This is a genomic window from Falsiroseomonas sp. E2-1-a20, from assembly GCF_051433195.1.
GTDB lineage: Bacteria > Pseudomonadota > Alphaproteobacteria > Acetobacterales > Acetobacteraceae > Falsiroseomonas.
Window position 1 is genome coordinate 36,311 of the sequence record NZ_JBHMFT010000014.1, and the last position, 24,105, is coordinate 60,415.

27 protein-coding genes are annotated in these 24,105 nt (G+C 70.2%); 10 read left to right on the plus strand and 17 right to left on the minus strand.

What is annotated here, in order from left to right; all coding sequences use genetic code 11:
• Positions 1-3: 3 nt before the first annotated feature.
• The gene (locus ACFHPP_RS17500; protein ID WP_437164527.1) at positions 4-1,176 is read right to left on the minus strand and encodes a thiolase domain-containing protein; all 1,173 of its coding nucleotides are present in this window, start codon (positions 1,174-1,176) and stop codon (positions 4-6) included.
• Between the two features lie 113 nt (positions 1,177-1,289).
• Here ACFHPP_RS17500 and hmgA point away from each other — a divergent pair, with 113 nt between their 5' ends.
• The 4 genes from hmgA to ACFHPP_RS17520 are packed head-to-tail and all read left to right on the plus strand — an operon-like array spanning position 1,290 to position 6,029.
• Positions 1,290-2,633, plus strand: a complete 1,344-nt coding sequence (gene hmgA / locus ACFHPP_RS17505) for a homogentisate 1,2-dioxygenase (RefSeq protein ID WP_437164528.1) — start codon at positions 1,290-1,292, stop codon at positions 2,631-2,633.
• Between the two features lie 2 nt (positions 2,634-2,635).
• The gene (gene fahA / locus ACFHPP_RS17510; RefSeq protein WP_437164529.1) at positions 2,636-3,907 is read left to right on the plus strand and encodes a fumarylacetoacetase; all 1,272 of its coding nucleotides are present in this window, start codon (positions 2,636-2,638) and stop codon (positions 3,905-3,907) included.
• A 14-nt stretch (positions 3,908-3,921) separates the two neighbouring features.
• A complete protein-coding gene (locus tag ACFHPP_RS17515; protein WP_437164530.1) occupies positions 3,922-4,893 on the plus strand; it encodes a hydroxymethylglutaryl-CoA lyase in 972 nt (323 codons plus the stop codon).
• Positions 4,890-6,029: a CaiB/BaiF CoA transferase family protein gene (locus tag ACFHPP_RS17520; RefSeq protein WP_437164531.1), complete on the plus strand. Its 1,140-nt coding sequence runs from the start codon at positions 4,890-4,892 to the stop codon at positions 6,027-6,029. The genes ACFHPP_RS17515 and ACFHPP_RS17520 overlap by 4 nt, the downstream gene beginning before the upstream one ends.
• On the opposite strand, the gene ACFHPP_RS17525 is transcribed toward ACFHPP_RS17520, so the two are convergent.
• The 10 genes from ACFHPP_RS17525 to ACFHPP_RS17570 form a co-directional block, all read right to left on the minus strand.
• Complete coding sequence (locus tag ACFHPP_RS17525; RefSeq protein WP_437164532.1) at positions 6,004-6,357, minus strand: DUF6285 domain-containing protein; 354 nt, start codon at positions 6,355-6,357, stop codon at positions 6,004-6,006. The genes ACFHPP_RS17520 and ACFHPP_RS17525 overlap by 26 nt on opposite strands.
• Positions 6,357-7,361, minus strand: coding sequence for a phosphotransferase family protein (locus ACFHPP_RS17530; protein WP_437164533.1), 1,005 nt, complete (start codon positions 7,359-7,361; stop codon positions 6,357-6,359). Before ACFHPP_RS17530 ends, ACFHPP_RS17525 begins: the two co-directional genes overlap by 1 nt.
• A 5-nt stretch (positions 7,362-7,366) precedes the next feature.
• Positions 7,367-7,738 (minus strand): response regulator, encoded by a 372-nt coding sequence (locus ACFHPP_RS17535; protein WP_437164534.1) that lies wholly within the window; start codon positions 7,736-7,738, stop codon positions 7,367-7,369.
• Positions 7,738-9,300, minus strand: a complete 1,563-nt coding sequence (locus tag ACFHPP_RS17540) for a sensor histidine kinase (RefSeq protein ID WP_437164535.1) — start codon at positions 9,298-9,300, stop codon at positions 7,738-7,740. The genes ACFHPP_RS17535 and ACFHPP_RS17540 overlap by 1 nt, the downstream gene beginning before the upstream one ends.
• Before the next feature lie 127 nt (positions 9,301-9,427).
• Positions 9,428-9,805: an oxalurate catabolism protein HpxZ gene (gene hpxZ, locus ACFHPP_RS17545; protein WP_437164536.1), complete on the minus strand. Its 378-nt coding sequence runs from the start codon at positions 9,803-9,805 to the stop codon at positions 9,428-9,430.
• An 8-nt stretch (positions 9,806-9,813) separates the two neighbouring features.
• Positions 9,814-10,722: a DUF6282 family protein gene (locus tag ACFHPP_RS17550; protein WP_437164537.1), complete on the minus strand. Its 909-nt coding sequence runs from the start codon at positions 10,720-10,722 to the stop codon at positions 9,814-9,816.
• Between the two features lie 12 nt (positions 10,723-10,734).
• Entirely contained in the window at positions 10,735-11,415 is a 681-nt protein-coding gene (locus ACFHPP_RS17555) for an amino acid ABC transporter permease (RefSeq protein WP_437164538.1), read from the minus strand.
• A 3-nt stretch (positions 11,416-11,418) separates the two neighbouring features.
• A complete protein-coding gene (locus tag ACFHPP_RS17560; RefSeq protein ID WP_430669160.1) occupies positions 11,419-12,093 on the minus strand; it encodes an amino acid ABC transporter permease in 675 nt (224 codons plus the stop codon).
• Between the two features lie 132 nt (positions 12,094-12,225).
• The gene (locus tag ACFHPP_RS17565) at positions 12,226-13,050 is read right to left on the minus strand and encodes a transporter substrate-binding domain-containing protein (protein ID WP_437164539.1); all 825 of its coding nucleotides are present in this window, start codon (positions 13,048-13,050) and stop codon (positions 12,226-12,228) included.
• A 10-nt stretch (positions 13,051-13,060) separates the two neighbouring features.
• Positions 13,061-13,801, minus strand: a complete 741-nt coding sequence (locus ACFHPP_RS17570; protein WP_437164540.1) for an amino acid ABC transporter ATP-binding protein — start codon at positions 13,799-13,801, stop codon at positions 13,061-13,063.
• A gap of 111 nt (positions 13,802-13,912) precedes the next feature.
• Here ACFHPP_RS17570 and ACFHPP_RS17575 point away from each other — a divergent pair, with 111 nt between their 5' ends.
• From ACFHPP_RS17575 to ACFHPP_RS17590, 4 genes are read left to right on the plus strand one after another with little or no spacing between them, the layout of a single operon-like run.
• Positions 13,913-14,191, plus strand: a complete 279-nt coding sequence (locus ACFHPP_RS17575; protein WP_437164541.1) for a (2Fe-2S)-binding protein — start codon at positions 13,913-13,915, stop codon at positions 14,189-14,191.
• A complete protein-coding gene (locus ACFHPP_RS17580; RefSeq protein ID WP_437164542.1) occupies positions 14,188-15,603 on the plus strand; it encodes an NAD(P)/FAD-dependent oxidoreductase in 1,416 nt (471 codons plus the stop codon). The genes ACFHPP_RS17575 and ACFHPP_RS17580 overlap by 4 nt, the downstream gene beginning before the upstream one ends.
• Positions 15,603-16,706 (plus strand): NAD(P)/FAD-dependent oxidoreductase, encoded by a 1,104-nt coding sequence (locus tag ACFHPP_RS17585; protein ID WP_437164543.1) that lies wholly within the window; start codon positions 15,603-15,605, stop codon positions 16,704-16,706. Before ACFHPP_RS17580 ends, ACFHPP_RS17585 begins: the two co-directional genes overlap by 1 nt.
• Positions 16,703-17,626, plus strand: a complete 924-nt coding sequence (locus ACFHPP_RS17590) for a dihydrodipicolinate synthase family protein (protein ID WP_437164544.1) — start codon at positions 16,703-16,705, stop codon at positions 17,624-17,626. The genes ACFHPP_RS17585 and ACFHPP_RS17590 overlap by 4 nt, the downstream gene beginning before the upstream one ends.
• Here the strand turns inward: ACFHPP_RS17590 and ACFHPP_RS17595 are convergent.
• The 5 genes from ACFHPP_RS17595 to ACFHPP_RS17615 form a co-directional block, all read right to left on the minus strand.
• The gene (locus tag ACFHPP_RS17595) at positions 17,607-18,311 is read right to left on the minus strand and encodes an amino acid ABC transporter permease (RefSeq protein WP_437164545.1); all 705 of its coding nucleotides are present in this window, start codon (positions 18,309-18,311) and stop codon (positions 17,607-17,609) included. The genes ACFHPP_RS17590 and ACFHPP_RS17595 overlap by 20 nt on opposite strands.
• Complete coding sequence (locus ACFHPP_RS17600) at positions 18,311-18,979, minus strand: amino acid ABC transporter permease (RefSeq protein WP_437164546.1); 669 nt, start codon at positions 18,977-18,979, stop codon at positions 18,311-18,313. The genes ACFHPP_RS17595 and ACFHPP_RS17600 overlap by 1 nt, the downstream gene beginning before the upstream one ends.
• Before the next feature lie 57 nt (positions 18,980-19,036).
• On the minus strand, positions 19,037-19,861 hold the full coding sequence (locus ACFHPP_RS17605; protein WP_437164547.1) for a transporter substrate-binding domain-containing protein: 825 nt from the start codon (positions 19,859-19,861) through the stop codon (positions 19,037-19,039).
• A 104-nt stretch (positions 19,862-19,965) separates the two neighbouring features.
• Positions 19,966-21,114 carry an MFS transporter gene (locus ACFHPP_RS17610; protein WP_437164639.1) on the minus strand — a complete coding sequence of 383 codons (1,149 nt, stop codon included), beginning with the start codon at positions 21,112-21,114 and terminating at the stop codon, positions 19,966-19,968.
• Positions 21,111-21,494, minus strand: coding sequence for a VOC family protein (locus tag ACFHPP_RS17615; protein ID WP_430669170.1), 384 nt, complete (start codon positions 21,492-21,494; stop codon positions 21,111-21,113). Before ACFHPP_RS17615 ends, ACFHPP_RS17610 begins: the two co-directional genes overlap by 4 nt.
• Positions 21,495-21,606: 112 nt before the next feature.
• Here ACFHPP_RS17615 and ACFHPP_RS17620 point away from each other — a divergent pair, with 112 nt between their 5' ends.
• Positions 21,607-22,698 carry an FAD-dependent oxidoreductase gene (locus ACFHPP_RS17620; RefSeq protein WP_437164548.1) on the plus strand — a complete coding sequence of 364 codons (1,092 nt, stop codon included), beginning with the start codon at positions 21,607-21,609 and terminating at the stop codon, positions 22,696-22,698.
• Complete coding sequence (locus tag ACFHPP_RS17625) at positions 22,695-23,393, plus strand: TVP38/TMEM64 family protein (RefSeq protein ID WP_437164549.1); 699 nt, start codon at positions 22,695-22,697, stop codon at positions 23,391-23,393. Before ACFHPP_RS17620 ends, ACFHPP_RS17625 begins: the two co-directional genes overlap by 4 nt.
• Here ACFHPP_RS17625 and ACFHPP_RS17630 read toward each other — a convergent pair.
• Positions 23,390-24,100: an aspartate/glutamate racemase family protein gene (locus tag ACFHPP_RS17630; RefSeq protein ID WP_437164550.1), complete on the minus strand. Its 711-nt coding sequence runs from the start codon at positions 24,098-24,100 to the stop codon at positions 23,390-23,392. The two genes, ACFHPP_RS17625 and ACFHPP_RS17630, sit on opposite strands and share 4 nt — an antisense overlap.
• Positions 24,101-24,105: the final 5 nt, after the last annotated feature.

Here is a 24,105-nt window from a genome sequence, read left to right on the forward strand (position 1 = left end):
GGGTCACTCCCGTTCCAGGATGAGGGTGGCGCTGCCGTGGCGGTGGCCCAGCAGGCCGCCGGTCCCATGCGCGAGCGCCAGGCTGCAATCAGCGACCTGCACCGCCGGGTGGGCCTCGCCGCGCAACTGGCGCACCGCCTCGATCACCTTGGTCATGCCGCCGCGATTGGCCGGGTGGTTGTTGCAGAGGCCGCCGCCATCGGTGTTGAAGGGCAGGCGGCCGACGCCCGAGATCAGGTTGCCGTCGCGCACGAACTTTCCTCCGTCTCCCTTGGCGCAGAACCCCAAATCTTCGAGCTGGATGAGGACCGTGATGGTGAAGCTGTCATAGATGCTGGCGTAGCGCATGTCGGCGGGCTTCAGGCCGGCTTCCCCGAAGGCGCGGGCGCCGGAGAAGCGGGCGCCGGAGAAGGTCAGGTCGGGATAGCCGCCGAACTGGCCTTTCACCGCCTCGCCCGTGCCGCGGATGGTGACCACCGGGCGCTTCAGGCTGCGGGCGATCTCGGGCCGCGCGACCACCAGGGCGCCGCCGCCATCGCTGATGACGCAGCAATCGAGGCGGTGCAGCGGGTCCGCCACCATCGGCGAGTTCACCACCTCCTCGACCGTCACGGGCTTCTTCAGCATGGCGTGCGGGTTGTGCTGGGCGTGCTGGCTGGCGGCGACCTTGATCCAGGCGAGATCCTCGCTGGTGGTGCCGAATTCATGCATGTGGCGCATGGCGCACAGCGCGTAGCTGCCGGCGACGGTGCGGCCCATCGGGATCTCGAAGGGGTCGTCCGGCACGCTGGCATTCTGGGCGCGGGCGGCGGTGCCGGTTGCCATGCCCTCGCTGCGCGGGCGTCCGGCCAGGGTGATCAGCGCCACGTTGCAGCGGCCGAGCGCGATGGCCGCCGCGGCATGGGCGACGTGGGCCAGGTAGGAGGACCCGCCGATGTCGGTCGAGTCGACATGGCTCAGCCGGTCCAGGCCCAGATAGTCGGCCATGGCCAGGGGGCCCATGCCCGGCGCGTCGCCGGCGCAGAAATAGCCGTCGACGTCGTCCTTCGTCAGGCCGGCATCCTGCAATGCGCCGTAGGCGACCTCGGCATGAAGCTGGGCCACCGACTTGTCTTCCGCCTTGCGGGTCGGATGCTCGAAGGCTCCAACGATGCAGGCGCGGCCGCGTAGGCTCATATCTGGATGTGTCCCGGCAGGTTCGGGGCGGAGGGTGCCGCCATGGGCGGCGCGCGTCCAGCATCCCCCTTCTGCACGGATGCGCTATGCTGGGCGGATCGAGGAGGCGTTCCATGGACATCACCCCGCAACAGAGCTTCGTGACGGCGGCGAATGCCGGCTACATGTCCGGCTTCGGCAACGGCTTCGAGACGGAGGCGCTTCCGGGTGCCCTGCCCGTCGGCCGCAATTCGCCGCAGCGCTGCGCCTATGGCCTGTATGCCGAGCAACTGTCCGGCAGCCCCTTCACGGCGCCGCGGGCCAGCAACGCGCGGTCCTGGCTGTATCGCATCCGCCCGACCGTCTCCCATATCGGCCGCTTCGCGCCGCGCGATCCCGGCCTATGGCGCAGCGCGCCCTGCGCGGAGGAAAGCGGCCTGCCGATCCAGCCGCTACGCTGGGACCCGCTGCCGATCCCCGATTCGGGCGAGACCTTCCTGATCGGCATGCGCACCATCACCACCTGCGGCGACGTCTCGGCTCAGACCGGCATGGCGGCCAGCATCGCGCTGGTGACGCGCAGCATGGTGGACGAGACCTTCTGGAATTCCGACGCCGAGATGATGGTGGTGCCGCAGCAGGGCCGCCTGCGGTTTCGGACCGAGTTCGGCGTGGTCGACGTGGCGCCCGGCGAGATCGCCGTGATGCCGCGCGGGGTGAAGTTCCGGGTCGAGCTGTTCGAGGAGGAGCCGGCCCGCGCCTATGTCTGCGAGAATTACGGCGGCGCCTTCACCCTGCCGGAACGCGGCCCGATCGGCGCCAACTGCCTGGCGAACCAGCGCGACTTCCTGTCCCCCATCGCCGCCTATGAGGATGTCGAGCGGCCGCAGCTTGTCGTGGTGAAGTGGGGCGGCCAGCTCTGGCAGGCGGAGATCGGGCATTCGCCGCTCGATGTGGTCGCCTGGCATGGCAACTACGCGCCGTACAAATACGACCTTTCCCGGTTCTCCCCGGTCGGGCCGCTGCTGTTCGACCATGCGGACCCGTCGATCTTCACCACGCTGACGGCACCTTCCGAGACGCCGGGCACGGCCAATATCGACTTCGTGCTGTTCCCGGAGCGCTGGATGGTGGCCGAGAACACCTTCCGGCCGCCCTGGTACCACATGAACCTGATGAGCGAGTTCATGGGGCTGATCCTGGGGCAGTACGACGCCAAGCCGCAGGGCTTCGTGCCCGGCGGGTTCAGCCTGCACAACTGCATGCTGCCGCACGGGCCGGATGCGGAAGCCTTCCAGAAGGCCAGCACCGTGGAGCTGGCGCCACACAAGCTGACCAATACCATGGCCTTCATGCTGGAGACCCGGTTGCCGCAGCGCGTCACCGCCTATGCCGCCGGCCTGCCGCAGCGGCAGCAGGATTACGAGGCCTGCTGGTCCGGCCTGGTGAAGACCTTCGATCCGACCAGGCGGGGCTGAGCGTGATCGACCGGACCCATGATGCGGGGCGGCGCAGCTTCGTCGCCTCGGCCACCGGGCATGCCGACTTCCCGATCCAGAACCTGCCGCTGGGCATCTTTTCGGCCGCCGGCGGGGCGCGTCGGGCCGGGGTCGCGATCGGCGACATGATCCTGGACCTGGCCGCGGCGCTGGAGGCCGGGCTGCTGAGCGGCGTGGCGGCGGAGGCGGTGGCGGCGACCGGGGACGGCACGCTGAACGGGCTGTTCGCGCTCGGCGCCGCGCCGCGACAGGCGCTGCGGGCGCAGGTTGCGGATCTGCTGGCGGAGGGTGCGGACGCCCAGGCCCCGCTGCTGCACAACTCGGGAAACTGCACGCTGCATCTGCCGGCGCGGATCGGCGACTACACGGATTTCTTTGCCGGCATCCAGCACGCCACGAATGTCGGCGCGCTGTTCCGGCCGGACAATCCGCTGCTGCCGAACTACAAGCACGTGCCGATCGGCTATCACGGCCGCGCCAGCTCCATCGTGCCCTCCGGCACCGCGCTGCGCCGGCCGAACGGGCAGCGCAAGCCGGCGGCGGAGGCGGAGCCGAGCTTCGGGCCGAGCCGGAACCTGGACTACGAGCTGGAGCTCGGCATCTGGATCGGCCCGGGCAATGCCCTGGGTGAGCCAATCCCGATTGGGCAGGCGGCCGGCCACATCGCCGGCTACGGGCTGCTGAACGACTGGTCGGCGCGCGACATCCAGGGCTGGGAGTACCAGCCGCTCGGGCCGTTCCTGGCGAAGAATTTCGGCTCGACCCTCAGCCCCTGGGTGATCACGCCGGAAGCGATGGCGCCCTTCCGGGTGGCACAGCCGGCGCGGCCGGAGGGTGATCCGAAGCCGATGGACTATCTGTGGGACGAGGCGGATCAGGCCGGCGGGGCGCTCGGTCTGGAACTGGAAGTCTGGCTGACCGTGCCGGGCGCGGAGCCGTTCCGCCTGTCGCAGGGCGATGCGCAGGGGCTGTACTGGACGCCGGCGCAGATGGTGGCGCACCACGCCTGCGGCGGCTGCAACCTGCAGCCGGGCGACCTGTTCGGCACCGGTACCATCTCCACCGCCACCGGCTACGGATCGCTGCTGGAGATCACGCAGGGCGGGCGGAAGCCGCTGGCGTTGCCATCCGGCGCCACGCGGCGTTTCCTGGAGGATGGCGACACCATCACGCTGCGGGCGCGGGCGCGGCGCGAGGGCTTCGCCGGCATCGGCTTCGGCGACTGCACCGGCACCATCCTGGCAATGACCTGAGAGGGGACTACCGCATGCCAGACCTGCCAAAACGGGTGGAGTTTCGCGAGGAAGGCCCGCGCGAGGGCTTCCAGATCGAGAAGACCATCTTCCCGCTGGCCGATCGCGTGAAGCTGGTGGAGGCGCTGGCCGAGACCGGCTTGCACCACATCCAGGTGGCCAGCTTCGTCAGCCCGAAGCACGTGCCGCAGATGGCCGACAGCGAGGCCTTCTTCGCCGCGATCCGCCGCAGGCCAGGGGTGCACTACGCCGGGCTGTGGCTGAACGAGCAGGGTTTTCGCCGCGCGCTCGCGACGCCGGGCGTGGATCTGGCCGGCAAGATATCCCTGTATGCCTCGGACGCCTTCGCCCGGAAGAACAATGGCTGCTCGGCGGAGGAGATGGCGGAGCGGCAGAAGCGCTGGCTGGAATTTTACGCCGAGGCCGGGCTGAAGCCGGACTTCGCCATCATCATGGCTGCCTTCGGCTGCAACTACGAGGGCGATATCCCGCCCGAGCGCGTGGTCGCCCTGGCCCGCTACGCCCGCGACATCTGTGCCGAGCGTGGCGAGAAGCTGCCGAAGATTTTCCTCGCCGACACGATGGGCTGGGGCAATCCGGAGCAGACCCGCCGGCTGGTCGGCCTGGTGCGGGAGGCGCTGCCGGAGGTGCGGCTCGGCCTGCACCTGCACGACACGCGCGGGCTCGGCGCCGCCAATGTCATGGCGGCGCTGGAGATGGGGGTCGATCTGTTCGACAGCAGCGTCGCCGGCCTCGGCGGCTGCCCCTTCGCCGCCCATGGCGATGCCGGCGCGGCAGGGAATGTGTGCACCGAGGACCTGGTCTTCCTGTGCCACGAATTGGGCATCGAGACCGGCATCGACCTGGAGGCGCTGGTGGAATGCGCCCGCTTGGCGGAGCGCCTCATCGGCCGCCGGCTCAACGGCCGGGTGATGCATGCCGGGTCGCTGGCGAAGTATCGTGCGAAGCAGGGGCTGGCGGCGTGAGGCCGCTGGAGGGCATCAGGGTCGTCGAGATCGGCCAGGTCTTCGCCGGTCCCTTCGCCGGTGCGATCCTGGCCGACCTCGGCGCCGACGTGATCAAGGTGGAGAAGCCGGAGGGCGGCGATGATGCTCGCCAGATGGGGCGTGCCTTCCGGCACGGCGACGCGCTGGTCTTCCACGAATTCAACCGCGGCAAGCGCAGCATCGCACTCGACCTGAAGGCGCCGGAGGGCGTGGCGGCGCTGCATGGGCTGCTCGGGCAGGCGGATATCCTGGTGCACAACATGCGGCCGGGGGTGCCGGAAGCGCTGGGTCTCGGGGCGGCGGAGACCACGGCGCGGCACCCGCGGCTGATCTATTGCGAGATGGGCGCCTTCGGGCATCTCGGACCGATGCGCGACCAGCCGGGCTACGAGCCGCTGCTGCAGGCCTTTGGTGGGCTGTCCTCCATCACCGGGGAGCCGGATGGTCCGCCGGTGCGGATGGGCGCCAGCGTGGTGGACCAGGGCACCGGCATGTGGACGGTGATCGGCGCGCTGGCGGCCCTGCAGCAGCGGGCGCGGACCGGGCGCGGCTGCGTCATCAACACATCCCTGTTCGAGACCGCCTTCACCTGGGCGAACCAGAAGGTCTCCGCCTATGTGAACCAGGGGGAGCAGCCGGTGCGCCATGCCTCCGGCCATCCCGGCTTCGTGCCCTATGAGGCGTTCGACGCCGCCGATGCGCCGCTGCTGGTCTGCTGCGGCAATGACCGGCTGTTCGCGAAATTCGCCCGCGTGCTGGGGCACGTCGAGTGGCTATCCGACGCGCGCTTCGCAACGAACCGGGACCGGCTGGCGCACAAGGAGGCGCTGCTGCCGATGATCCGCGATATCCTGCCTACCCGGCGGCGGGTGGAATGGCTCGGCCTGCTGGTCGAGGCGGGCGTGCCCTGCGCGCCGATCAATACCATCCCCGAGATGCTGGCCGAGCCACAGGCGGCGGCGATGGCCATGCTGGCGACGCCGCCGGGCGAGGACTTCCGGGTCGTCGCCCTGCCAATCAGCTTCGACGGCACCCGCCCTGCCCCGGCCTCCGGCGCGCCGCGGCTGGACCAGCACCGGGACGCCCGGTTCAGAGCAACGCCTTCGGCGCGCTGACGGTCGCCCGCAGCCGGGCGTAGTCGTGCAGCCAGTGCGCGATATCCGCGTGGCTGGCCGCGCCCGGGTCGTGCAGGCCATCCCGGATTTCCTCCGACAGGCGTTGCAGCAGCCGCGAATCAGGCGCGGCGACCAGGGCGCGGAGGCGATGTTGAAGGGCTTCCTGCCATTCCTGGCCGGCCGTCGCCTCGCGCAGCGCCAGGCCGATGGCGGCGGCGACCATGCGGGCGGCGATCACCTTGTCCGGCGGCAGGGCCGGCAGGATCTCCTCCATCAGCAGGCTTCGGGCGGTGGCCAGCAGGTTGGCGGCATCGGGTTTCTCCAGCATCAGAGCCTCCCTGGCATCCGGTCCACCTGGGCCAGGATATCCCACTCCAACTCCGGCACGATATGCCCGGTCAGGGCCAGTTCCAGGCTGCGTTCCTGGCCGGAGAGATGCCGTGCCGCCTGGTCCGCGGCGATGACGGCCCAGCGGATGGTGGCCAGCAACTCCCACCAGGGCAGCCGCGACCTGTCGATGCTCCGGCCGGATTTGGCCTCATAGGCGGCCTCGAACGCGGTGCGAGGGCCGATGCCACCCGCCTCCTGCGCCACATTGCCGAAGCGCCAGCACTTCGCGCAGAACCACCCGAGATCGGCATGTGGATCGCCCCAGCCGGCAAATTCCCAATCCAGCACGGCGGCGACGCCGGACTCCGTCAGCATGACGTTGCCGGTGCGGAAATCATGGTGGCACAGCACGGCGGGCAGCGGCGGCGGCGCATTGCGCTCCAGCGCGCGAAGTCCCCATTCCAGCACCGGTCGCGGGGTGCCGGCGGCGTCCAGCCTTTCGCGCATCGCCGCAATGGCCGCGAGCGCCGGGTCTGCCGGCGGCGCGCCGAGGAACTCCAGGCCAGGGCATGGCGGGCGGATGGTGTGGATGCGCGCAAGCTCGCGCCCCAGTGCCGCCACCAGCATGTCGCGTCCGGCCCTGTCGGCAAACTCCCGCACGATGCGATGTGGCGCGGCCAGTCCCTCGACCCGCGCCATGATGAAGAAGGGGCGACCGATGACGGCGATGTCGTTGCAGAGATAGATCGGCTTTGGCGCCGTGACCCCGGCCGCGCGTGCGGCCCGCAGCAGGGCGAATTCCTGGGCGCGGGAATGGCTGACCGCCAGCACCGCCGGGGCATCCGTGCGCAGCACCCAGGCCTGGGGCTCGCCACGCAGCAGGACGTCGAGCGACCAGTTCTGCTGGATAGCCCCGCCTGACAGGCGCTTCAGCCCGGTGATCTGGAGCCCGGGGTCGCCGGTGGTCCGCACCAGCCAGTAGCGCAGTTCGGCTTCGTCCATCAGACCTAGCGTCCGGGCAGCAGCTTGCGAAGTTCCGCCAGCACCGCATCCATGTCGAGCGGCTTGGGGAAAAGGCTCACCGGCGCTTCGCCGTCACGGCCAAAGGATGCGGCACCGCCGGACGGCGCATAGCCCGTCATCACCACCACCGGCAGGTCGGGTCGCCCGGCCCGGAGGGCGCGGATCAGCGCCGAGCCATCCAGCCGCGGCATCCGCAGGTCGGTCAGCAGCAGGTCTGGCGGGTGCAACTCCGCGGCTTCGAGGGCGGCCTGGCCGTCGGGGGCCAGCACGACCTCATAGCCCTCCCGCAGCAATTCGTCCTCGATCGCCATGGCGGCGAGGCCCTCATCCTCCGCAACCAGAATCGTCCATGCCATCAGGTGGGTGCCGCCTCCGTTGCGGATTGCAGGCAGGATTCGGGTGCCAATGCCATGCGCATGGTGAACAGCGCGCCGCCATCAGGCAGGTTGCGGGCCTCGATCCGACCGCCCATGCCACGCGCGACGGCGGCTGCGAGCGGCAGGCCGAGGCCGCTGCCGTGGCCCGGATCGCGGGTGGTGAAGAACGGGTCGAAGATCGCATCGCGAAGGCTGTCCGGGAAGCCGGGACCGGCATCCTGCACCTCGATCACCGCCTCGCCCGCCTCCGCGCGGAGCGTGACGAGGATCGAGGCGTCGGAACCCGGATCAACCCGGCGCTTGTCCAGAACCGCGTCACGTGCATTGGCCAGAAGCTGCATCAGCGCCTGTTCGAGGCGCGCCGACGCACCGCGGACAGGCAGGAGCGCGGCCTGCTGGTGCAGGCGGACCGTGATACCCTCCGCGGCGTACTGACCGGATGCTGTACGGACAGCCGCTGCGGCGGCGCGCGCGGCGTCGAACACCTGCGTGACGCCCGCCTCCTCGCCCGGCAGGGCGCGGATGCGGGCGACCAGATCCCCGGCGCGCCGAAGCTGACCCTCCACGACGCCCAGCGCGTTGTGAAGCTTTTCCGTCTGCCGCGGTGGTTCAAGCCCGGCGGTCGCGGCGCGCGCGCTGCGCAGCCACAGCATCGCAGCGTTCAGCGGCTGGCTGGTCTCATGCGCCAGGCCGGCGCACATGGTGCCCACGGTCGCGAGCCGCGCGCTCTGCAACAGGTCCGCCTGCAGGCGGCGGGTCATGGTGATGTCGCGCGCCGAACCGAGCAGGCGATCCGTACGGCCATCCTGGTCCATCATCGGCACCAGCACCGTCTGCCAGACACGGAGCCCCAGCGGGGTTTCCGCTTCGACAACGTAGTCGACCGGTTGCCGGGATGAGGCCGCCTTGTGCCAGTGCGGCAGGGCGGCGGCGAGCATGGCGGAGGGGATCACCTCCGCGACCGGGTATCCGAGGATGTTCGTGGCGCGCAGCCCGAACAGGCGCTCGAAGGCCGGGTTCACGGTCTCCAGGACGAAGCCGCCCGCCTCCACGCGGACCACGAACAGCGCCTCCGCCAGGTTCTCGATGAAGGCGGCGATCCGTGCTTCGCTGGCCACGGCACGGGCTTCGGCCAGCCGGCGCTCCTCCACCTCCCGCGCCAGCGCTTCATGGCTCGGCAGGGCGAGCAGGCGGGGCAGCAGCGGCCACAGCACGATGGCGGTGGCGACGGAGATGGCGGCGGTGATCGCCTTGATCAGGCCCTCCGTCACATCGTCCGGGTAGAACATCGTCCAGGCATGCATCAGGTGGGTTGTGCCGCAGGCGATGATGAACAGGGCGAAGAGCCCGAAGACCCACGGATAGGCCAGGTCGCGCCGCCGCAGCACGAAGACGACCAGAACGATTGGGATCGAGAAGTAGGCAAGCCCGGTTGCGATATCGGATATTATATGCAGCCAGACCAGATCAGGGTCGGTCAGCGTGCAGAGTCCCGTGGACCGCAGCTGAGGTCCTTGCAGAGAAGGTAGATCGAACGGCATCAGGATTATATGTGGGACTTAATACATTTAGATTTTGACCATAGCAGTGTACGCGCCCGGGCGCTGCGGCGCACCGAGCCTCTCGCCGCCCAATCACGGTTCCTTGAACTGGTCCTGGGGCCTGGCCTCACGGTGCGGGCGGCATCAGGCTGACATGGGCTGCCACGACGCGCCAACCTTCCGGCCGCCGCACCCAGGTCTGGCTCTGCCGGCCAATGCGGCCGTTGCGGGCGAAGGTCGTGTTCGCGGTCGCGAAGTCCTGGCCATGGGTCGTGATGACCGTGTGCAGCAATTCCCGCTCGAGACCGACCGACGGCCGGGCGGCGCGGAACGCCATGATCTCGGCATAGCCATGCAGGTTTTCCCCGGCGCCATAGCGGATGGTGCGCGGATCGTTCCAGAACAACTCGTCCAGCACCGCCACGTCGTTGGCAACCAGGGCCTGCTCGTATCGCTTGAAGGCCGCGGTGACTTCGGCGAGGATCTCGGGGAGGTCGGTCTGCATCGGGTCTCTCAGTCCAGGCCGAACAGGGCGGCGGGGTTGGTCGAGGTCATGCGGCGGATCTCCGCCTCGGTGAAGCCCTCCGACTGTACCAGCAGCAGGTATTCCCGGAAGCACTCGACGGGCGGCGGCAGCAGGAAGACCCCGCCATCGGAGGACAGGATGCAGCGGTCGCCGGCGGCGCGGATGCGCGGGGTGAAATCCTGGATGGTGCTGGCCGAGGATATCTTGTGCTTTTCCTCATCCACATGCGTCAGGCCGACCTGGGTCGCATGGGTCAGGATGAAGAAGGACAGTTCCACATAGCCGCCGAGTGCGGTGATCGCCTGGATCTGGTCGATGGTGTAGCGCGAGCCGTGGGTGCGGATGCGGGTGACGCCACGGCGCCGGCACTCCTCGGCCAGGGCCACGGCCTCCCGCCCCGAGACGTGGCCGCAGTCGAAGACCACGTCCTTTTCGGCACACAGGTCCATGATGGCGCAGACGACGTCCGGCACCTGGCCGGATTCGGGAACCTGGAAGGTGGTTTCCAGGAAGGCGGGGCCGCGGCCCTCGCGCTCCGCGATGTAGCGGGTGTGGTGGGTCGGCAGCGACACGAAGCGTGCTCCCGTGCCGGGCCCATAGCCATAGCCGATCGCGGCCTTGGCCACCTCCAGCGTCACGCCGCCCGCGGTTGGCTGCATGATGACACCGCCGAAGGCGTGGCAGCCGAGATGGCCGAGTTCGTCATTGGCCAGGGCGGCGAAGCCCGAGGTGTTCTGGAAGTTGCACATGATGCCGATGGCCTTCATGCCCGCGGCGGCGGCCTGGCGCACCGCCTCGAACACGTTCACGGAACGGCCGTTGAGGTGCGGGGCGCAGTGCACGTGGCAGTCGATGGCGCCCCGCAGCAGGTTCATGCCGGGCATCGTGTAGGCCATTCCTGATTCTCCTCAGCGTCGCGCGAGACGGGCTTCGAGCCGTTCGCCGAAATGTTTCGTGGGCCAGCAGATCAGGAAGTAAAGCACCAGGATGGTGCCGAAGCAGAGCAAGGCTGAAAAGCCGCGGGTGTTCAGGATCTTGGCGGCGTAGGTCAGCTCCATCACGCCGATCTGGCTGGCGATGGACGTGCTCTTGATGAAGCCGACGGTGTAGCCGAACAGTGGCGGCAGAACGACCCGAAAACTCTGCGGCGCGACGATGCGGAACAGGGTGCGCCAGCGGCCGAAATTCATCGCCTCCGCCGCATCCCATTGCGGGCCGGGAATCGCCTCGATGCCGGCCCGGGCAATTTCCGCGGCGAAGGCGGCGGCGGAGAGGATGACGGTGACCAGCGCGATGGTGAACAGGCTGGCCTCGGTGCCGGAGAACTGGAAGGCGAAGAACACGCACATCAGCTTCACGAGGAAGGGGATGCGACGGAAGACCTCGACATACAGCGTGGCGGCCAGGCGCAGCGGCCAGATGCCGAACAGGCGCGGGTGGCGGCAGATGGCGAACAGGAAGCCGAAGCCGAAGCCGACACAGGCGCCGAGCCACGAAAGCAGCAGCGTGTTGACCAGCGCCTCCCCGATGAACATCAGGTTCCAGTAGCCGAAGAAGCGGGGTGATTCCTCGATGACCTGTGCCCACATCGCTCAGAACACCTTGGCGTCGACGCGGAACAGCCAGCGCCCGAGCAGCGCGAGCGCCAGCGAACAGACCAGCGTCAGCACGATGTAGATCACCGCCGTGATCGAGAAGACCTCCAGCGCCCGGAAGGTCAGCGAATTGACGTTGTAGGCGCGGCCGGTGAGCTCCTCGACCGCGAAGATGGCGGCGATGGAGGTGGTCATCACCTGGATGATGAACTGGTTCGCCAGCGGCGGGTACAGCACCTTGGCGATGTGCGGCAGGATCACGTACCAGACCGTCTGGAACAGCGAGAAGCCCATGACGGAGGCCGCATCCAGCTCCGTCCGTCGCAGGCTGGCGAAGCCGGCGCGCTGGATTTCGGTGAGGTAGGCGCCGGCGTTCAGCGACATGCCGATGGCCACCGCAGCATAGGGCGACAGCAGGATGCCCATGTCCGGCAACACGAAGAAGATGAAGAAGATCTGCACCAGCAGCGGCGTATTGATGAAGAAGGTGACGTAGGCCTGCACCGCGAGCCGCGCGGGGCGCGGCCCGTAGCTGAGCACCGTCGCATTCACCAGCCCGATGCCCCAGCCGATGAAGAAGGAGATGCAGGCGAGTTGCAGCGTCAGCCAGGCCCCGGCCAGCAGATAGGGAATGTGGCCGGTGACCTGCGAGTAGATGAGCGTGTAGGACAAATATCAGCCCTCAGGCGCCGGGCGCCGGCATTCGCCGGCTTGGCTTCGCCGCACTTGCGGCGGCGGCCATTCGGCCGCTCGGCCTGCAGTAGTTGCAGGCCCCAGGTTGAGAGGTACGCATTGCCGCGCGCCTCAGAAGAACGGGCTGTGCGGTACCTTGGTGAACATCGGCCCGTCGAACCACTTCTCCCAGGCGCGCTCGATCGTGCCGTCCACATGCAACTCGTACAGCGCAATGTTCAGCCAGTTGCGCAGCGAGTGGTTGTTCTTGGCGACGCCGAGGCCGGAATAAGTGACGCCGAAGGACGGCACGCCCGTTACTTCCCACTCCACCTGGCGGAAGGGGCGCAGCGCGAAGCGCACGGAATCGACGCCGTCGAAGCTCGCCTGGGCGCGGCCCTGCGCGATGGCCCGGTTGCGGTCCGGGTAGTTGTCCAGCAGCAGGACCTGCGCGTTGGGAATCGCGCGGGCGATGTAGGGGATGGCGGTGGTGCCGCGCACCTGGGCCAGGGTAACGTCCGGCTTGTTCAGCGCCTCCAGCGTCGTGTGGCCGCGGCCGGCGATGGCGACGATGCCGTAGTTTTCGGAATGCACGGGCACCGTGTAGTCGATGACCTTGGCCCGTTCGCTGGTGCGGCTCATCGCACCCATGACGAAGTCGATGCGGCCGGAAGCGACCATCGGGATGCGGTCCGGCGAGCCCACCGCCTGCAACGCCAGGCGCACGCCGAGCTTGGCGGCGATGGCGGCGGCGACCTCCGGCTCGAAGCCATCGATCACGTTGCGGTCGTTGAACAGGGCGCGCGGCGGCAGGGTCGGGTTCACGCCGACGCGGAGTTCTCCGGCGCGCAGCACGTCCTCCAGCGGGCGGGCGGAGGCCTGGTTGGGCGTGAGCAGCGCGGCGCCGGCGGCGGCCGCGGCCGCGCCACCGACGAACAGCTTGCGACGGTCGGTCATGTGTCTCTCCTCAATGACGCAGGATTCGGGCGGTGAAGTCGCGCAGGCGGGCGCTTTGGGGCGTGTCGAAGATCTGCGCGGGGGGGCCGACCTCCACCACGCGGCCCTGGTCCATGAAGACGACGGTGGTTGCGACTTCGCGGATGAAGGACATCTCGTGGCTGACGATGAGCATGGTCATGCCATCGGCGTGCAGGGCGCGGATGGTGTCCAGCACCTCCCCCACCAGTTCGGGGTCGAGCGCGCTGGTCACCTCGTCCAGCAGCAGGATGTCGGGATGCAGGGCCAAGGCGCGGGCGATGGCGACGCGCTGCTGCTGGCCTCCGGACAATTCGTCCGGATAGGCGTCAAACTTCTCGCCGAGGCCGACCTTGGCGAGCAAGGCACGCGCCTCCGCCTCCACCTCCTTCGCCGGACGCTTCTTCACCAGCGTCGGCGCGATGGCGACGTTGCGCAGCGCCGTCATGTTCTGGAACAGGTTGTACTGCTGGAAGACGATGGCGAAGCGGTCGCGGGCGGCGCGCAGCGAGGCCGCATTGGTGTAGTCGATGGGTTTGCCGCCCAGCGCGACGCTGCCGGCATGCGGCTTCAGCAGGCCGACAAGGGCGCGCAGCAGCGAGGATTTGCCGGAGCCCGATGGCCCGATCAGCCCCACCACCTCGCCCTTGGCGAAGTTCAGCGTGACGTCGTTCAGCACGTCCGCCTTGCCGCCATAGCTCGCGGTCAACCCGTTCAGCGCGAGGAAGGCCAAGCCCGGTTCTCCTTCCTTTCCATTCCCGAAAGTGTCTTTGCGGAAAGGTGGACTCGTCAAGCGGCAATAGAGGTCATGGACGCGGCGCCGTGGTGCGATAGGATGAAAGATGTGGCAGATGATCTCCGCATCGCAGGCATTCAGCGCCCCGCCCGGGTGTCCTTCACCTTCGACGGCCAGGCGCTGATGGCGCCGGCGGGCGAGGCGCTGGCCGTTGCGTTGCTGGCCAGCGGTATACGGCGGCTTGGCGAAGGCCTGGATTCGGCGCGGCCACGCGTCGCGCTGTGCCTGATGGGCGTCTGCCAGCAATGCCTGGTGCGCGTCGATGGCCGCCTGGTGCAGGCCTGCATCACGCCGGTGCAGGAAGGGATTGCGGTGACACGCGCATGAGCTTCGATGTCGCGGTGCTGGGTGGCGGGCCGGCCGGCATGGCGGCGGCGACGGAAGCGGCGCAGCGCGGTGCACGCGTGGTGCTGCTGGAGGAAAGTCCGGCGCCGGGCGGCCAGGTGTATCGTGCACCGCCGCGGGGTTTCGTCATCAGGCCCGATTCGGATGCACGTGCCGGCAACGCGCTGCGCGCCGCCCTGGCCGCCAGTGGCGCGGAGGTGCGGACAGGTTGCCGCGTCTGGGGTGTGGGCGGCGGCGTGCTGGTGGCGGCCGGCGTGGCGCCGGCGCCGTTCCGGCTGGATGCGCTGGCCCCGGATGGCCGCAGCTTCCATGTCGAGTCGCGCGCGCTGGTGGTGTGCGCCGGCACCCATGAGCGCATCATCCCCTTCCCCGGCTGGACCCTGCCCGGCGTGATGGGCCTGGCGGCGGCGACCATCCTGACGAAGGCGCAGGGCGTATTGCCGGGGCGCCGCGTGGTGGTGGCTGGCGCCGGACCGCTGCTGTTCGCGGTGGCGTGGAAGCTGGTGAAGGCCGGGGCGGAGGTTGCGGCGGTGGTGGACCTCGCGACCACCGGCGAATGGGCGCGCGCGATGCCGGCACTGGCGGCGCGGCCGGACCTACTGGCGCGCGGAATGGCCTGGCGGGCGGGGCTGCGGGCGCGGGGTGTGCCGGTGCTGTCCGGGGCGCGCATCGCGGCGGCGGAAGGCGGCGCGGTTCTGGAACGGGTGCGGGTGTCGGAGCGCATCTTCGACTGCGACGCGCTGTGCATCGGCCATGGGCTGGTGCCGGCGACGGAGGCAACGCGGACCTTCCGCGCCACGCATCGCTACGCCGCGGAGGATGGCGGCTGGGTACCGGTGCTGGATCGGGATGGCCGTTGTTCCGTGCCCTTCCTGTATGCGGCGGGCGATGGCGCGGGGGTCCGCGGTGCCGCGGCGGCGCCGGCCGCGGGGCGGCTCGCAGCCCTCGCGGCACTGCACGACCTCAGGCTGCTGGATGCTCCGTCGCATGCGGCCGCGCGTGCCATCCCGGCTCGGGCGCATGCGCGCGCGGCGCGCGCGGGTGCCGCGATGGCGCGCATGATGGCGATGCGCCCGGCCCTGGTTGCGGCGATACCACCGGAGACGGTGGTCTGCCGCTGCGAAGGCGTCACGCGCGCCGAGATCGAGGCCGCCTGCACCGATGGCGCGACGGACATGAACCAGCTCAAGCAGTTCACCCGCTGCGGCATGGGCCCCTGCCAGGGGCGCCTGTGCGGCGAGGCGGCGGCGGAATTGGTCGCGATGCGGGGAGGTGGGCGCGAGAAGGTGGGCTTCGCGACCGGCCGGCTGCCGTTGCGGCCGGTGGCGATGGACGCGCTGCTCGGCGAATTCGACTACGCCGATATTCCCGTGCCGGCCGCGGCGCCGATCTGATGCGCTTCGATGTCGCGGTGATCGGCGCGGGCGTGATGGGCTGCTCAACCGCGCTGTTCCTGGCGCGTGCGGGGATGAAGGTGGCGCTGCTGGATCGTGGCGCCATCTGCCGCGAAGCCTCCGGCGTGAATGCCGGCACGCTGACCATGCAGATGACCCGCGCCGCGCTGATCCCCTACGCGCTGCGCGCGCATGAGATGTGGCTGCGCATGCCGGAGTGGTGCGACGGCGGCCATGTGCTGGCGACCGGCTGCCCCGGCCTGTCGGTCGCCTTCACGGAGCATGAGGCGGCGATGCTGGAGGAGCGCGCGCATTTCCGCCGCCAGGCCGGCGCACCGATCGAGCTGGTGAGCCCGGCGCGGGCGCGGGAGATCGAGCCGGGGCTTTCGGAGCGCGTCATCGCCGCCGGGCATTGCCCGATCGATGGCTTCACCAGCGCCTATCTCACGGGTCGCGCCTTCCGGCCGGCGCTGCTCAACGCGGGGGTTGATCTGCGCGAGAATTGCGCAGTGCGCGGCGTGATGCCCGGCTTCGAGCTGGACACGGCGGCCGGGCCGCTGCGCGCGAAGCGCATCGTGCTGGCGGGCGGGGTCTGGCTGCAGGACATGGCGGGCTGGCTCGGCGTGACGCTGCCGATCAAGGTGCTGGTCAACCAGTTGGTGGTCACCGAACGCATGGCGCCGGTGATGCGGACGGTGCTCGGCGTCGCCTCCGGCCTGCTGTCGCTGAAGCAGTATGCGAACGGCACGGTGCTGATCGGCGGCGGCTGGCAGGGCATCGGCGACCGGGCGCGCGGCGGCCTGGCCGTGAAGCCCGAGAGCTTCCTCGGCAATGTGCGACTGGCCGCGCATACCGTGCCGGCGCTGCGCGATGCGCGGGTGGTGCGCGCCTGGCTGGGGCTGGAGGCGGAGACGGCGGATGCGCTGCCGGCGATCGGACCGATGCCGGGCATCGGCGACGCCTGGATCATCGGCAGCGTGCATTCCGGCTACACCAGCGGGCCCTATCTCGGGAAGCTGCTGGCGCAGGCGATCTGCGGGCAAGCCACCGAGCTGCCGCTGTTTCCCATCGACCGTCTGCTGGCGCAGGAGAAAGCCGCGTGAAACCAGCCTCCTTCCACGGCATCTACCCCTCCACCGTGCTGCCGATGTTTCCCGACTTCGCGCCGGATTGGGAAAGCTACGCGCGGCACACGACGCATTGCGTGCTGCGGGAGGGGATCGCCGGCGTGCTGATGAACGGCCATGCCGGCGAGAACTTCGTCATGTCGCGGCAGGAGAAGCGGCGCGCGGTGGAGGTCACCGTCGCGACCGTCGGCGCCACACGAATCGTCGTTGCGGGCATCAACGCCGAGAGCAGCCTGGAGGCGGCGGAGGAGGCGCGGGAGGCGCGGGAGGCGGGCGCGGATGCCATCATGGTGTTCCTGCCGAACAGCTTCGCCCTCGCGCATTCCACCGCGCAGTCCGTTCTGCACCATCGCATCATCGCCGATGCGGTGCCGGGCCTGCCGATGTGGCTGTTCCGGGCGCACCACGCCGCCGGCCGCATGGGCTTCACGGCGGAAACCCTGGACACGCTGCTGGACATTCCGGAGGTCGTCGGCATCAAGGAAGGCGGCTGGGAGGTGAATGGCTACGACGCGCTGCGCCGCCAGGTGCGGGCGAAACGGCCGGATGTGGCAGTGTGTGCCAGCGGGGACGAGCATCTGCTGGCCTGCTACGTGCATGGCTCCGACGGCAGCCTGGTCTCGCTCGCCGACATCCTGCCGGATGAGATCGTGGCGCTGGACGCGGCGGTGCGTGCCAACGACCTGCCCGCTTCCCGCGCATTGCACGAACGGCTGGAGCCGCTGGCGGATGCGATCTACGGCGCGCCACCGGCCGGGCGCGCGACGGCCCGGCTGAAATTCTGCCTGGCGGAGATGGGCGTCATCCCCTGCCCCGCGGTGCGCCCGCCGCAGCCGGCGGTGGAGGGTGCCGAGGCGGCGCTGATGCGGGCGGCACTCAGGGCGTCAGGATTGTAGGACGCAGGGTCAGCCTTCGCTCCAGCCACCGTCCTGAACTGGCCAGCACCCAGCTGATGCAGAAATACAGGATCAACGCGGTGCCGTAGGTGATCAGCGCGGAGAAGCCGCGCTGGGTCAGCATCTTCGCGGCGAAGGTGATCTCGATGAAGCCGATCTGGCTGACCAGCGAGGTCTCCTTCACCATCGACAGCACATGCACGATGGAGGGCGGCAGGATCACGCGCCAGCTCTGCGGCAGGACCACGCGGCGCAGCGTGGTCAGGCCCGGCAGGTTCATGGTGAGCGCGGCTTCCCACTGCGTCGGCCGCACCGTCTCGAACCCCGCGCGGACGTTCTCGGCCGCCAGCGCGGACATGCGCAGCGCCACGGCGGTGACCGCGATGGCCCAGAGCGGTGCTTCGAGTCGCGCAAATTGCGACAGGAAGAACACCAGGAGCAGCAGCACCAGGAAGGGGATTCGACGAAACGTCTCCACCCACAGGATCGCGGCGCCCCGGACCGGCGCGAAGGGCACCAATTGCGGCAGGCGCAACGTCGCCAGCAGGAAGCCGAGCGCGTAGCCGATGCCGCAGCCCGCCACGCTGGCGATCAGCGTGTTGCCGACGGCGATCAGCAGGAAGCGCAGGTTCCACCAGGTGTAGAAGCGCGGCGCCTCGGCCAGGATGATGTCCCAGGCCGACATCAGAACACCTTCGCCTTGACCCGGAACAGCCAGCGCCCGACCAGCCACAGCAGCGCGGAGGCGATGATGGTCAGCGCGATGTAGATCACCGCGACGACGGAAAATATCTCGACCGAGCGGAAGGAGATGGCATTGGCGTTCAGCGCCCGCCCCGTGAGTTCCTCCACCCCGAAGATGGCGGCCATGGAAGTGCCGAGCGTCATGATGATGTAGTGGCTGGACAGCGCCGGATACAGCGCGCGGATCACGTGCGGCGCGATGACGTACCACACGGTCTGCACGCGGCCGAACCCCAGCGTCTCGGCGGCTTCCAGTTCCGCGCGCGGCACGCTGGCGAACCCGGCGCGCTCGATCTCGGTCAGGTAGGCTCCGGCGTTCAGGGTCATGCCGATCAGCACGGCGGTGACGGGGGACAGGATGATGCCGGCCTCGGGCAGGGCGAAGAACAGGAAGAAGATCTGCACCAGCTGCGGCGTGTAGGTGAAGAAGCGCACATAGGCGATCACCAGCGCGCGCAGCGGCCAGGCGGCGTAGGTCAGGGCCGAGGCGCCGGCGAGCCCGATCAGCAGGCCGCCGGCGAAGGCGACGCCGGCGATCCACAAGGCCGTCAGCGCGCCGAGGAGGAAATCGGGCAGGTATTGCCAGACCTGCCCGTATTGCAACGTCATGGTTGCGTCACCGATTCAGCTCTCCGCGCCTTGCGGCGCTCCGACCATCGGGGCCGATCAGAACATCGGGTTGAACGGGATCGGCGTCGTCATCGGCACGCCGAAATACTTCTGCCAGGTCGTGTTGACGAAGCCGGAGCGGTGCATCTCGAACAGGATGACGTTCAGCACGTCCTTCAGCGTGGTGTTGCCCTTCTGAACACCGATGCCGACCCAGAAGCTGGCCAGCACCTCGTCCAGGATCTTCCACTGCACCGGGAAGTTGCGCATCGGGATGACGACCGATTCGGCGACATCCACCATCGCATCGGCGCGGCCCTGCGCCAGCGCACGGAAGCAATCGGGGTAGTTGTCCAGCAGCGTGACCTGCGCCTGCGCCGCATTGGCGGCGATCCATGGCACGCCCACCGTGCCGCGCACCTGCACCAGGCGCACCGCGCGGTTGTTCAGATCCGCCGGCGTGTTGATCGGGACGGCGGTGCCGCTCGCCTTGGTCAGCACCACCATGGACTGCGTGTGCAGCGGCACGGTGTAGTCGATGACCAGGGCGCGCTCCACGGTGCGTGTGATGGAGCCCAGCACGATGTCGATGCGGTCCGACTGCAGGAAGGGGATGCGGTCGGGCGAGCCGACCTGCACGATCTCGAGCTCCACATTCATGCGCCGCGCGATCTCCCGCGCGATGTCGGCGTCGAAGCCGTCGATCTGGTTGCGCTCGTTGAACAAGCCCATCGGCGGCAGGGTCGGGTTGATGCCGGCGCGCAGGCGCCTGGTGGACAGCACCTGGTCCAGCGGCCGCGCGGCGGCGGCGGTGCCAAGCAGCGGCAGCGCGCCGGCTGCGAGGGTGAGAAGATGGCGGCGGTCGAGGCGGCTGGTCATCATGGCGCTCCCTTGATCTGGCTGGCTGGCGTGAGGTCCCTGTGGCTGCGGCCTCGTTGCGGGTCGCGTGCGCGTAGCTTGGCCGTGGTGGTACGCGCCGGCAAGGGTCAGCGGGACAGGCCGCGTCCGGCAAGCGTGGCGAGCAGGCCGGCGGCGATCAGCGGCAGCGCTGCCAGGGCCCACGCCTGCGCGGCCAGGGCACCGATCAGTGGCGGCGCCAGAAGCTGCACCAGGTTGTTGCCCTGGATCACCAGCCCGACCGCGGGCGCCACCAGCGCCGGGTCCGGCACGGCGCGCGGCAGCAACGCGAAGCAGGCGGCCGGCAGCAGGCCGCCGATGCCGCAGGCCAGCACGGCCAGCGCCAGCACCGCCGCCGGCTGCGGCACCAGGTAGACGCAGGCCGCCAGCAGCGCCATGCCGAGCGCGCCCACCAGCACCAGCCGCGCGGGCGCAACGCCCCGCCTCATCAACAGGCCGGCGACAAGGTTTCCCGCGGCACTGGCGATGGCCGCCAGGGCCGCCGCGGCCCCGGCCGCACCGGTACCGGCGCCGAGCGACTCCAGCCGCGCCGGCAGGAAGGCCGCGATGCCGAAATACATCGTATTGTAGGCGGCGAAGGTTGCGGCGATGCGCAGCGGCCGACCCGCCTCGGCCAGCGCCCGCAACTGCCGCGCCACCGGCATCCTGGGCGGCGCCGCCGAAACGGCGGCCGGCGGCACCAGGCGCCAGCAGGCCAGCGTGGCGAGGCCGAGCAGCAGCGCCAACACCCCCCAGGCGCCGCGCCACCCGGAGGCCTCGACCAGCGGCGCGCTGAGCAGGCCGAGCGCGATGCCGGCGGGCATGTAGGTGCCCCAGAGGCCCATGGCGAAGGCGCGGTCGCCGGGCGCGGCGGCCGCGGCCATCAGCCCGGGCGCCGCCACGGTCATCAGCAGGAAGCCCGCGCCTTCCGCCACGCGGGCGGCCAGCAGCAGGGGTGCCGTGGGCGCCACGGCGCTGGCCAGCGCGGCTACGGAACCCAGCGCCAGTCCCGCCAGCAGCGCCCGCCGCGGGCCGATCCGGGCGGCGCCAAGGCCGATGGCAAGGCCGCCCAGGGCCGCCATCAGGGCGAACAGCGAAACCAGCAGCGCGGCACCCGACAGGCCGAGGCCGAATTCGGCGCCGATGGTCGTCATCGCCGCCGGCACCTTGCCGATCTGTGCCGCCGCGAGGATGCCGCCCGCCAGGATGGCGGCGACGGCCTGCCAATCCGTGGTCAGCCGCGGCGCTCGATCAGCTCCACGCGCACGCCGTCCGGCGCCTGCAGGAAGGCGATGCGGACGCCGGGGCGCGCCTCGGTGGGGCCGGAGATCAAGGGCACTCCCTTGGCGGCGAGGTCGGCGAGCGCGGCGTCGAGGTCGCCGACGCCGAGGCCGACATGTTCGATGCCGAGGAAGGGCGGTGCGGGCGGGGCGGCGGTGTCCGCCGGCACCTCCTCCACGAACAGCGGGACGCCGGCCAGGTCGAGGATGACCCGCAGGCGGCCGCCGGGGGTGACCCGCTGCCGGATCTCGGCCCCGAAGGCCGAGACATAGAAGGCCGCGGTCGCCTCGGGGGCGGGGCTGCGGAGGTGGATGTGATCGAAGGTGTAGGTGCTCATGCGCATTTGTGGCGCATTATCGCCAGGGACTCCAAGAGGGGGCGGCTCGTCGCGGCGTTGGTGCCGGCGGCGCGGGCACCACCTCCTCGCTTCACAGGAATTGGCGGGACACATGCGGCATCTGCTGTTGCTGGGGGGCGGGCACGCGCATGTCGAGGTGCTGCGGCAGCTTGGTGCTGCCCCCCTGCCCGGCTGGCGGGTGACGCTGCTGACGCGGGAGGTGATGTCGCCCTATTCCGGCATGCTGCCCGGGGTGCTGGCGGGGCTGTACCGGCCGGAACAGGCGCTGATCGACCTGCCGGCGCTGACGGCGCGCTGCGGCGTGGCGTTGCTGGTGGATCGGGCCACGGGAATCGACCCCGTCGCGCGCCGGGTGCGGCGGGCGGATGGCGATGACCTGCCCTGGGACCTGCTGTCGATCGACACCGGCGCCACGCCGGATACCAGCCGGGTTCCCGGCGCGGCCGAACACGCGCTGCCGCTGAAGCCCATCGATGCGCTGCTACCGCGGATGGCGGACATCATCGCCGGCGCGCGTCCTGGCCAGCCCATCGCCGTGGTCGGCGCCGGCGCGGCCGGAACCGAGATCGCGCTGGCGCTCGCGCTGCGACTGCGGGCGGCGGTGACCCTGGTGGCGGGAAAGTCGGGGCTGCTGCCGGGGTTTCCCGCGCGGATGCGGCGGCTGGTGGCGCGGGCGCTGGCGCAGCGGGGCGTGGCGCTGCGGGAAGGGCAGGACGCCGTACGCATCTCGGCGGGCCAGGTGCATTTCGCGGAAGGCGAGATGCTGCCGGCAGAGGCCGTGATCTGGGCGGCAGGAGCCGCCGCCGCGCCCTGGTTGGCCAATACCGGTCTGCAGCGCGACGCGCGCGGGTTCCTGCGCGTCGATGACTGCCTGCGGGCCGCCGGGCACCCTGACATCTTCGCGGCGGGCGACGTCGCCTCCTTCGGGCAGGGGCTGCCCAAGGCCGGGGTCTTCGCGGTGCGGCAGGGCCCGGTCCTGGCCGACAACATTCGCGCGGTGGCGGAAGGACGCGCGCCCTCACCCTTCCGGCCGCAGGGGGATTACCTCCGGCTGCTGTCACTGGGGGACGGAAAGGCGATCGGCACCCGCAACGGGTTGACCGTCCGTGGCCGCTGGGTCTGGTGGCTGAAGGACGCCATCGATCGGCGCTTCATGGCGCGCTACCAGGGCGCCCCGGCATGAGGTGGCTGCGGGACCGGCGCCTTTGGGCCCTACTGGCGGTGGTGGGGCTGGTGGTGGGGCTGCGGGCGGCCGGCCTCGGCGAGATCCTGTCGCTGGAGACGCTTGCCCGGCATCGCGCCACGCTCACCACCCTGGTTGCGGAGAACCGGCTGCTGGCGGGCGGCCTGTTCGTACTGGTCTATGCGGTGGCGGTGGCGGTCTCGGTCCCGGGCGCGGTGTGGCTGACCATCACCGGGGGCTTCCTGTTCGGCGCGCTGGCCGGCACCGCGCTGACCGTGGTGGCCGCGACCATCGGCGCCGTCCTGGTCTTCCTGCTGGCCCGCCGCATCTTCGGCGCCGATGCGCTGGACCGGCTGGGGCCGCGGGCGCAGGGCATCGCGGAGGGCATCCGGCGCGATGCGGTGCCCTACCTGCTGGTGCTGCGGCTGGTGCCGGTGCCGTTCTTCCTGGTGAACCTGGTGCCGGCCTTCTGCGGCGTTCGGCCGGGCGTCTTTGCCGCGACCACCCTGGTTGGCATCATCCCGGCCACCGCCGTGTTCAGCCTGGCCGGAGCCGGGCTCGGCGGGGTGCTGGATGCGGGCGGGCAGTTCGAGATCGGCCAGGTGCTGACGCCGCAGATCCTGGGCGCGCTGTTCGGGTTGGCCGCGCTGTCCCTGCTCGCGATCCCGCTGAAGCGACGCTTCATGCGCGATTAGCCGAGGCGGGTCGCCAGTGCGGGCGAAAGCCCGATGGTTTCGACCGGCCCATGCGGGACCAGCCCCGCGCCGCCCTGCCCCAGCGCCGCGAGCGCGGCCCGCACACCTTCCTCCACCGAGCACAGCACGGGCACCGGCAGGTCCAGCCGCGCGGCCAGCCCGGCGAGGCCGGCGCCGCCCAGGATCACCACCTCCGCCCCGTCCTGCTCCACGCAGTCGCGGCAGGTCTCCGCGAGCAGCGCGAGCGCCGCGTCCGGGTCACGCGCGATCTCGCCGCCCGTGGGCGCCACGGTCCGGACGCCCGTGAGTTGCGTGCCGTAGCCACGGGCTGCAAAGAACTCCTCCAGCATCGGCTTCCAGGCCGCGCCACCGGTCACCACGCCAAAACGGCGGCCTTGCGCCGCGGCGGCGGAGGAATCGGCCAGGCCGAGCACCGGCACCGGGGCCAATTCGCGCAGGGCATCCAGCCCGGGATCGCCGAAGCAGCCGATCAGCACGGCATCCGCCCCGGCCCCGTGCTCGGCATAGGCATCGATGGCCGCATGGGCGGCGATGGCGGAGCTGGCGCGGCTGGCGATGTAGCGGGCGCCGAAGCGGCCGGTGGCGCCCGTTATGGTGACGTCCTGTGCCGCCATGGCGCGGGCGATGCCGACCAGCCTGGCGGTGATGTCGGAACTCGTGTTGGCGTTGATCAGCAGGAGGTTCATGCGGG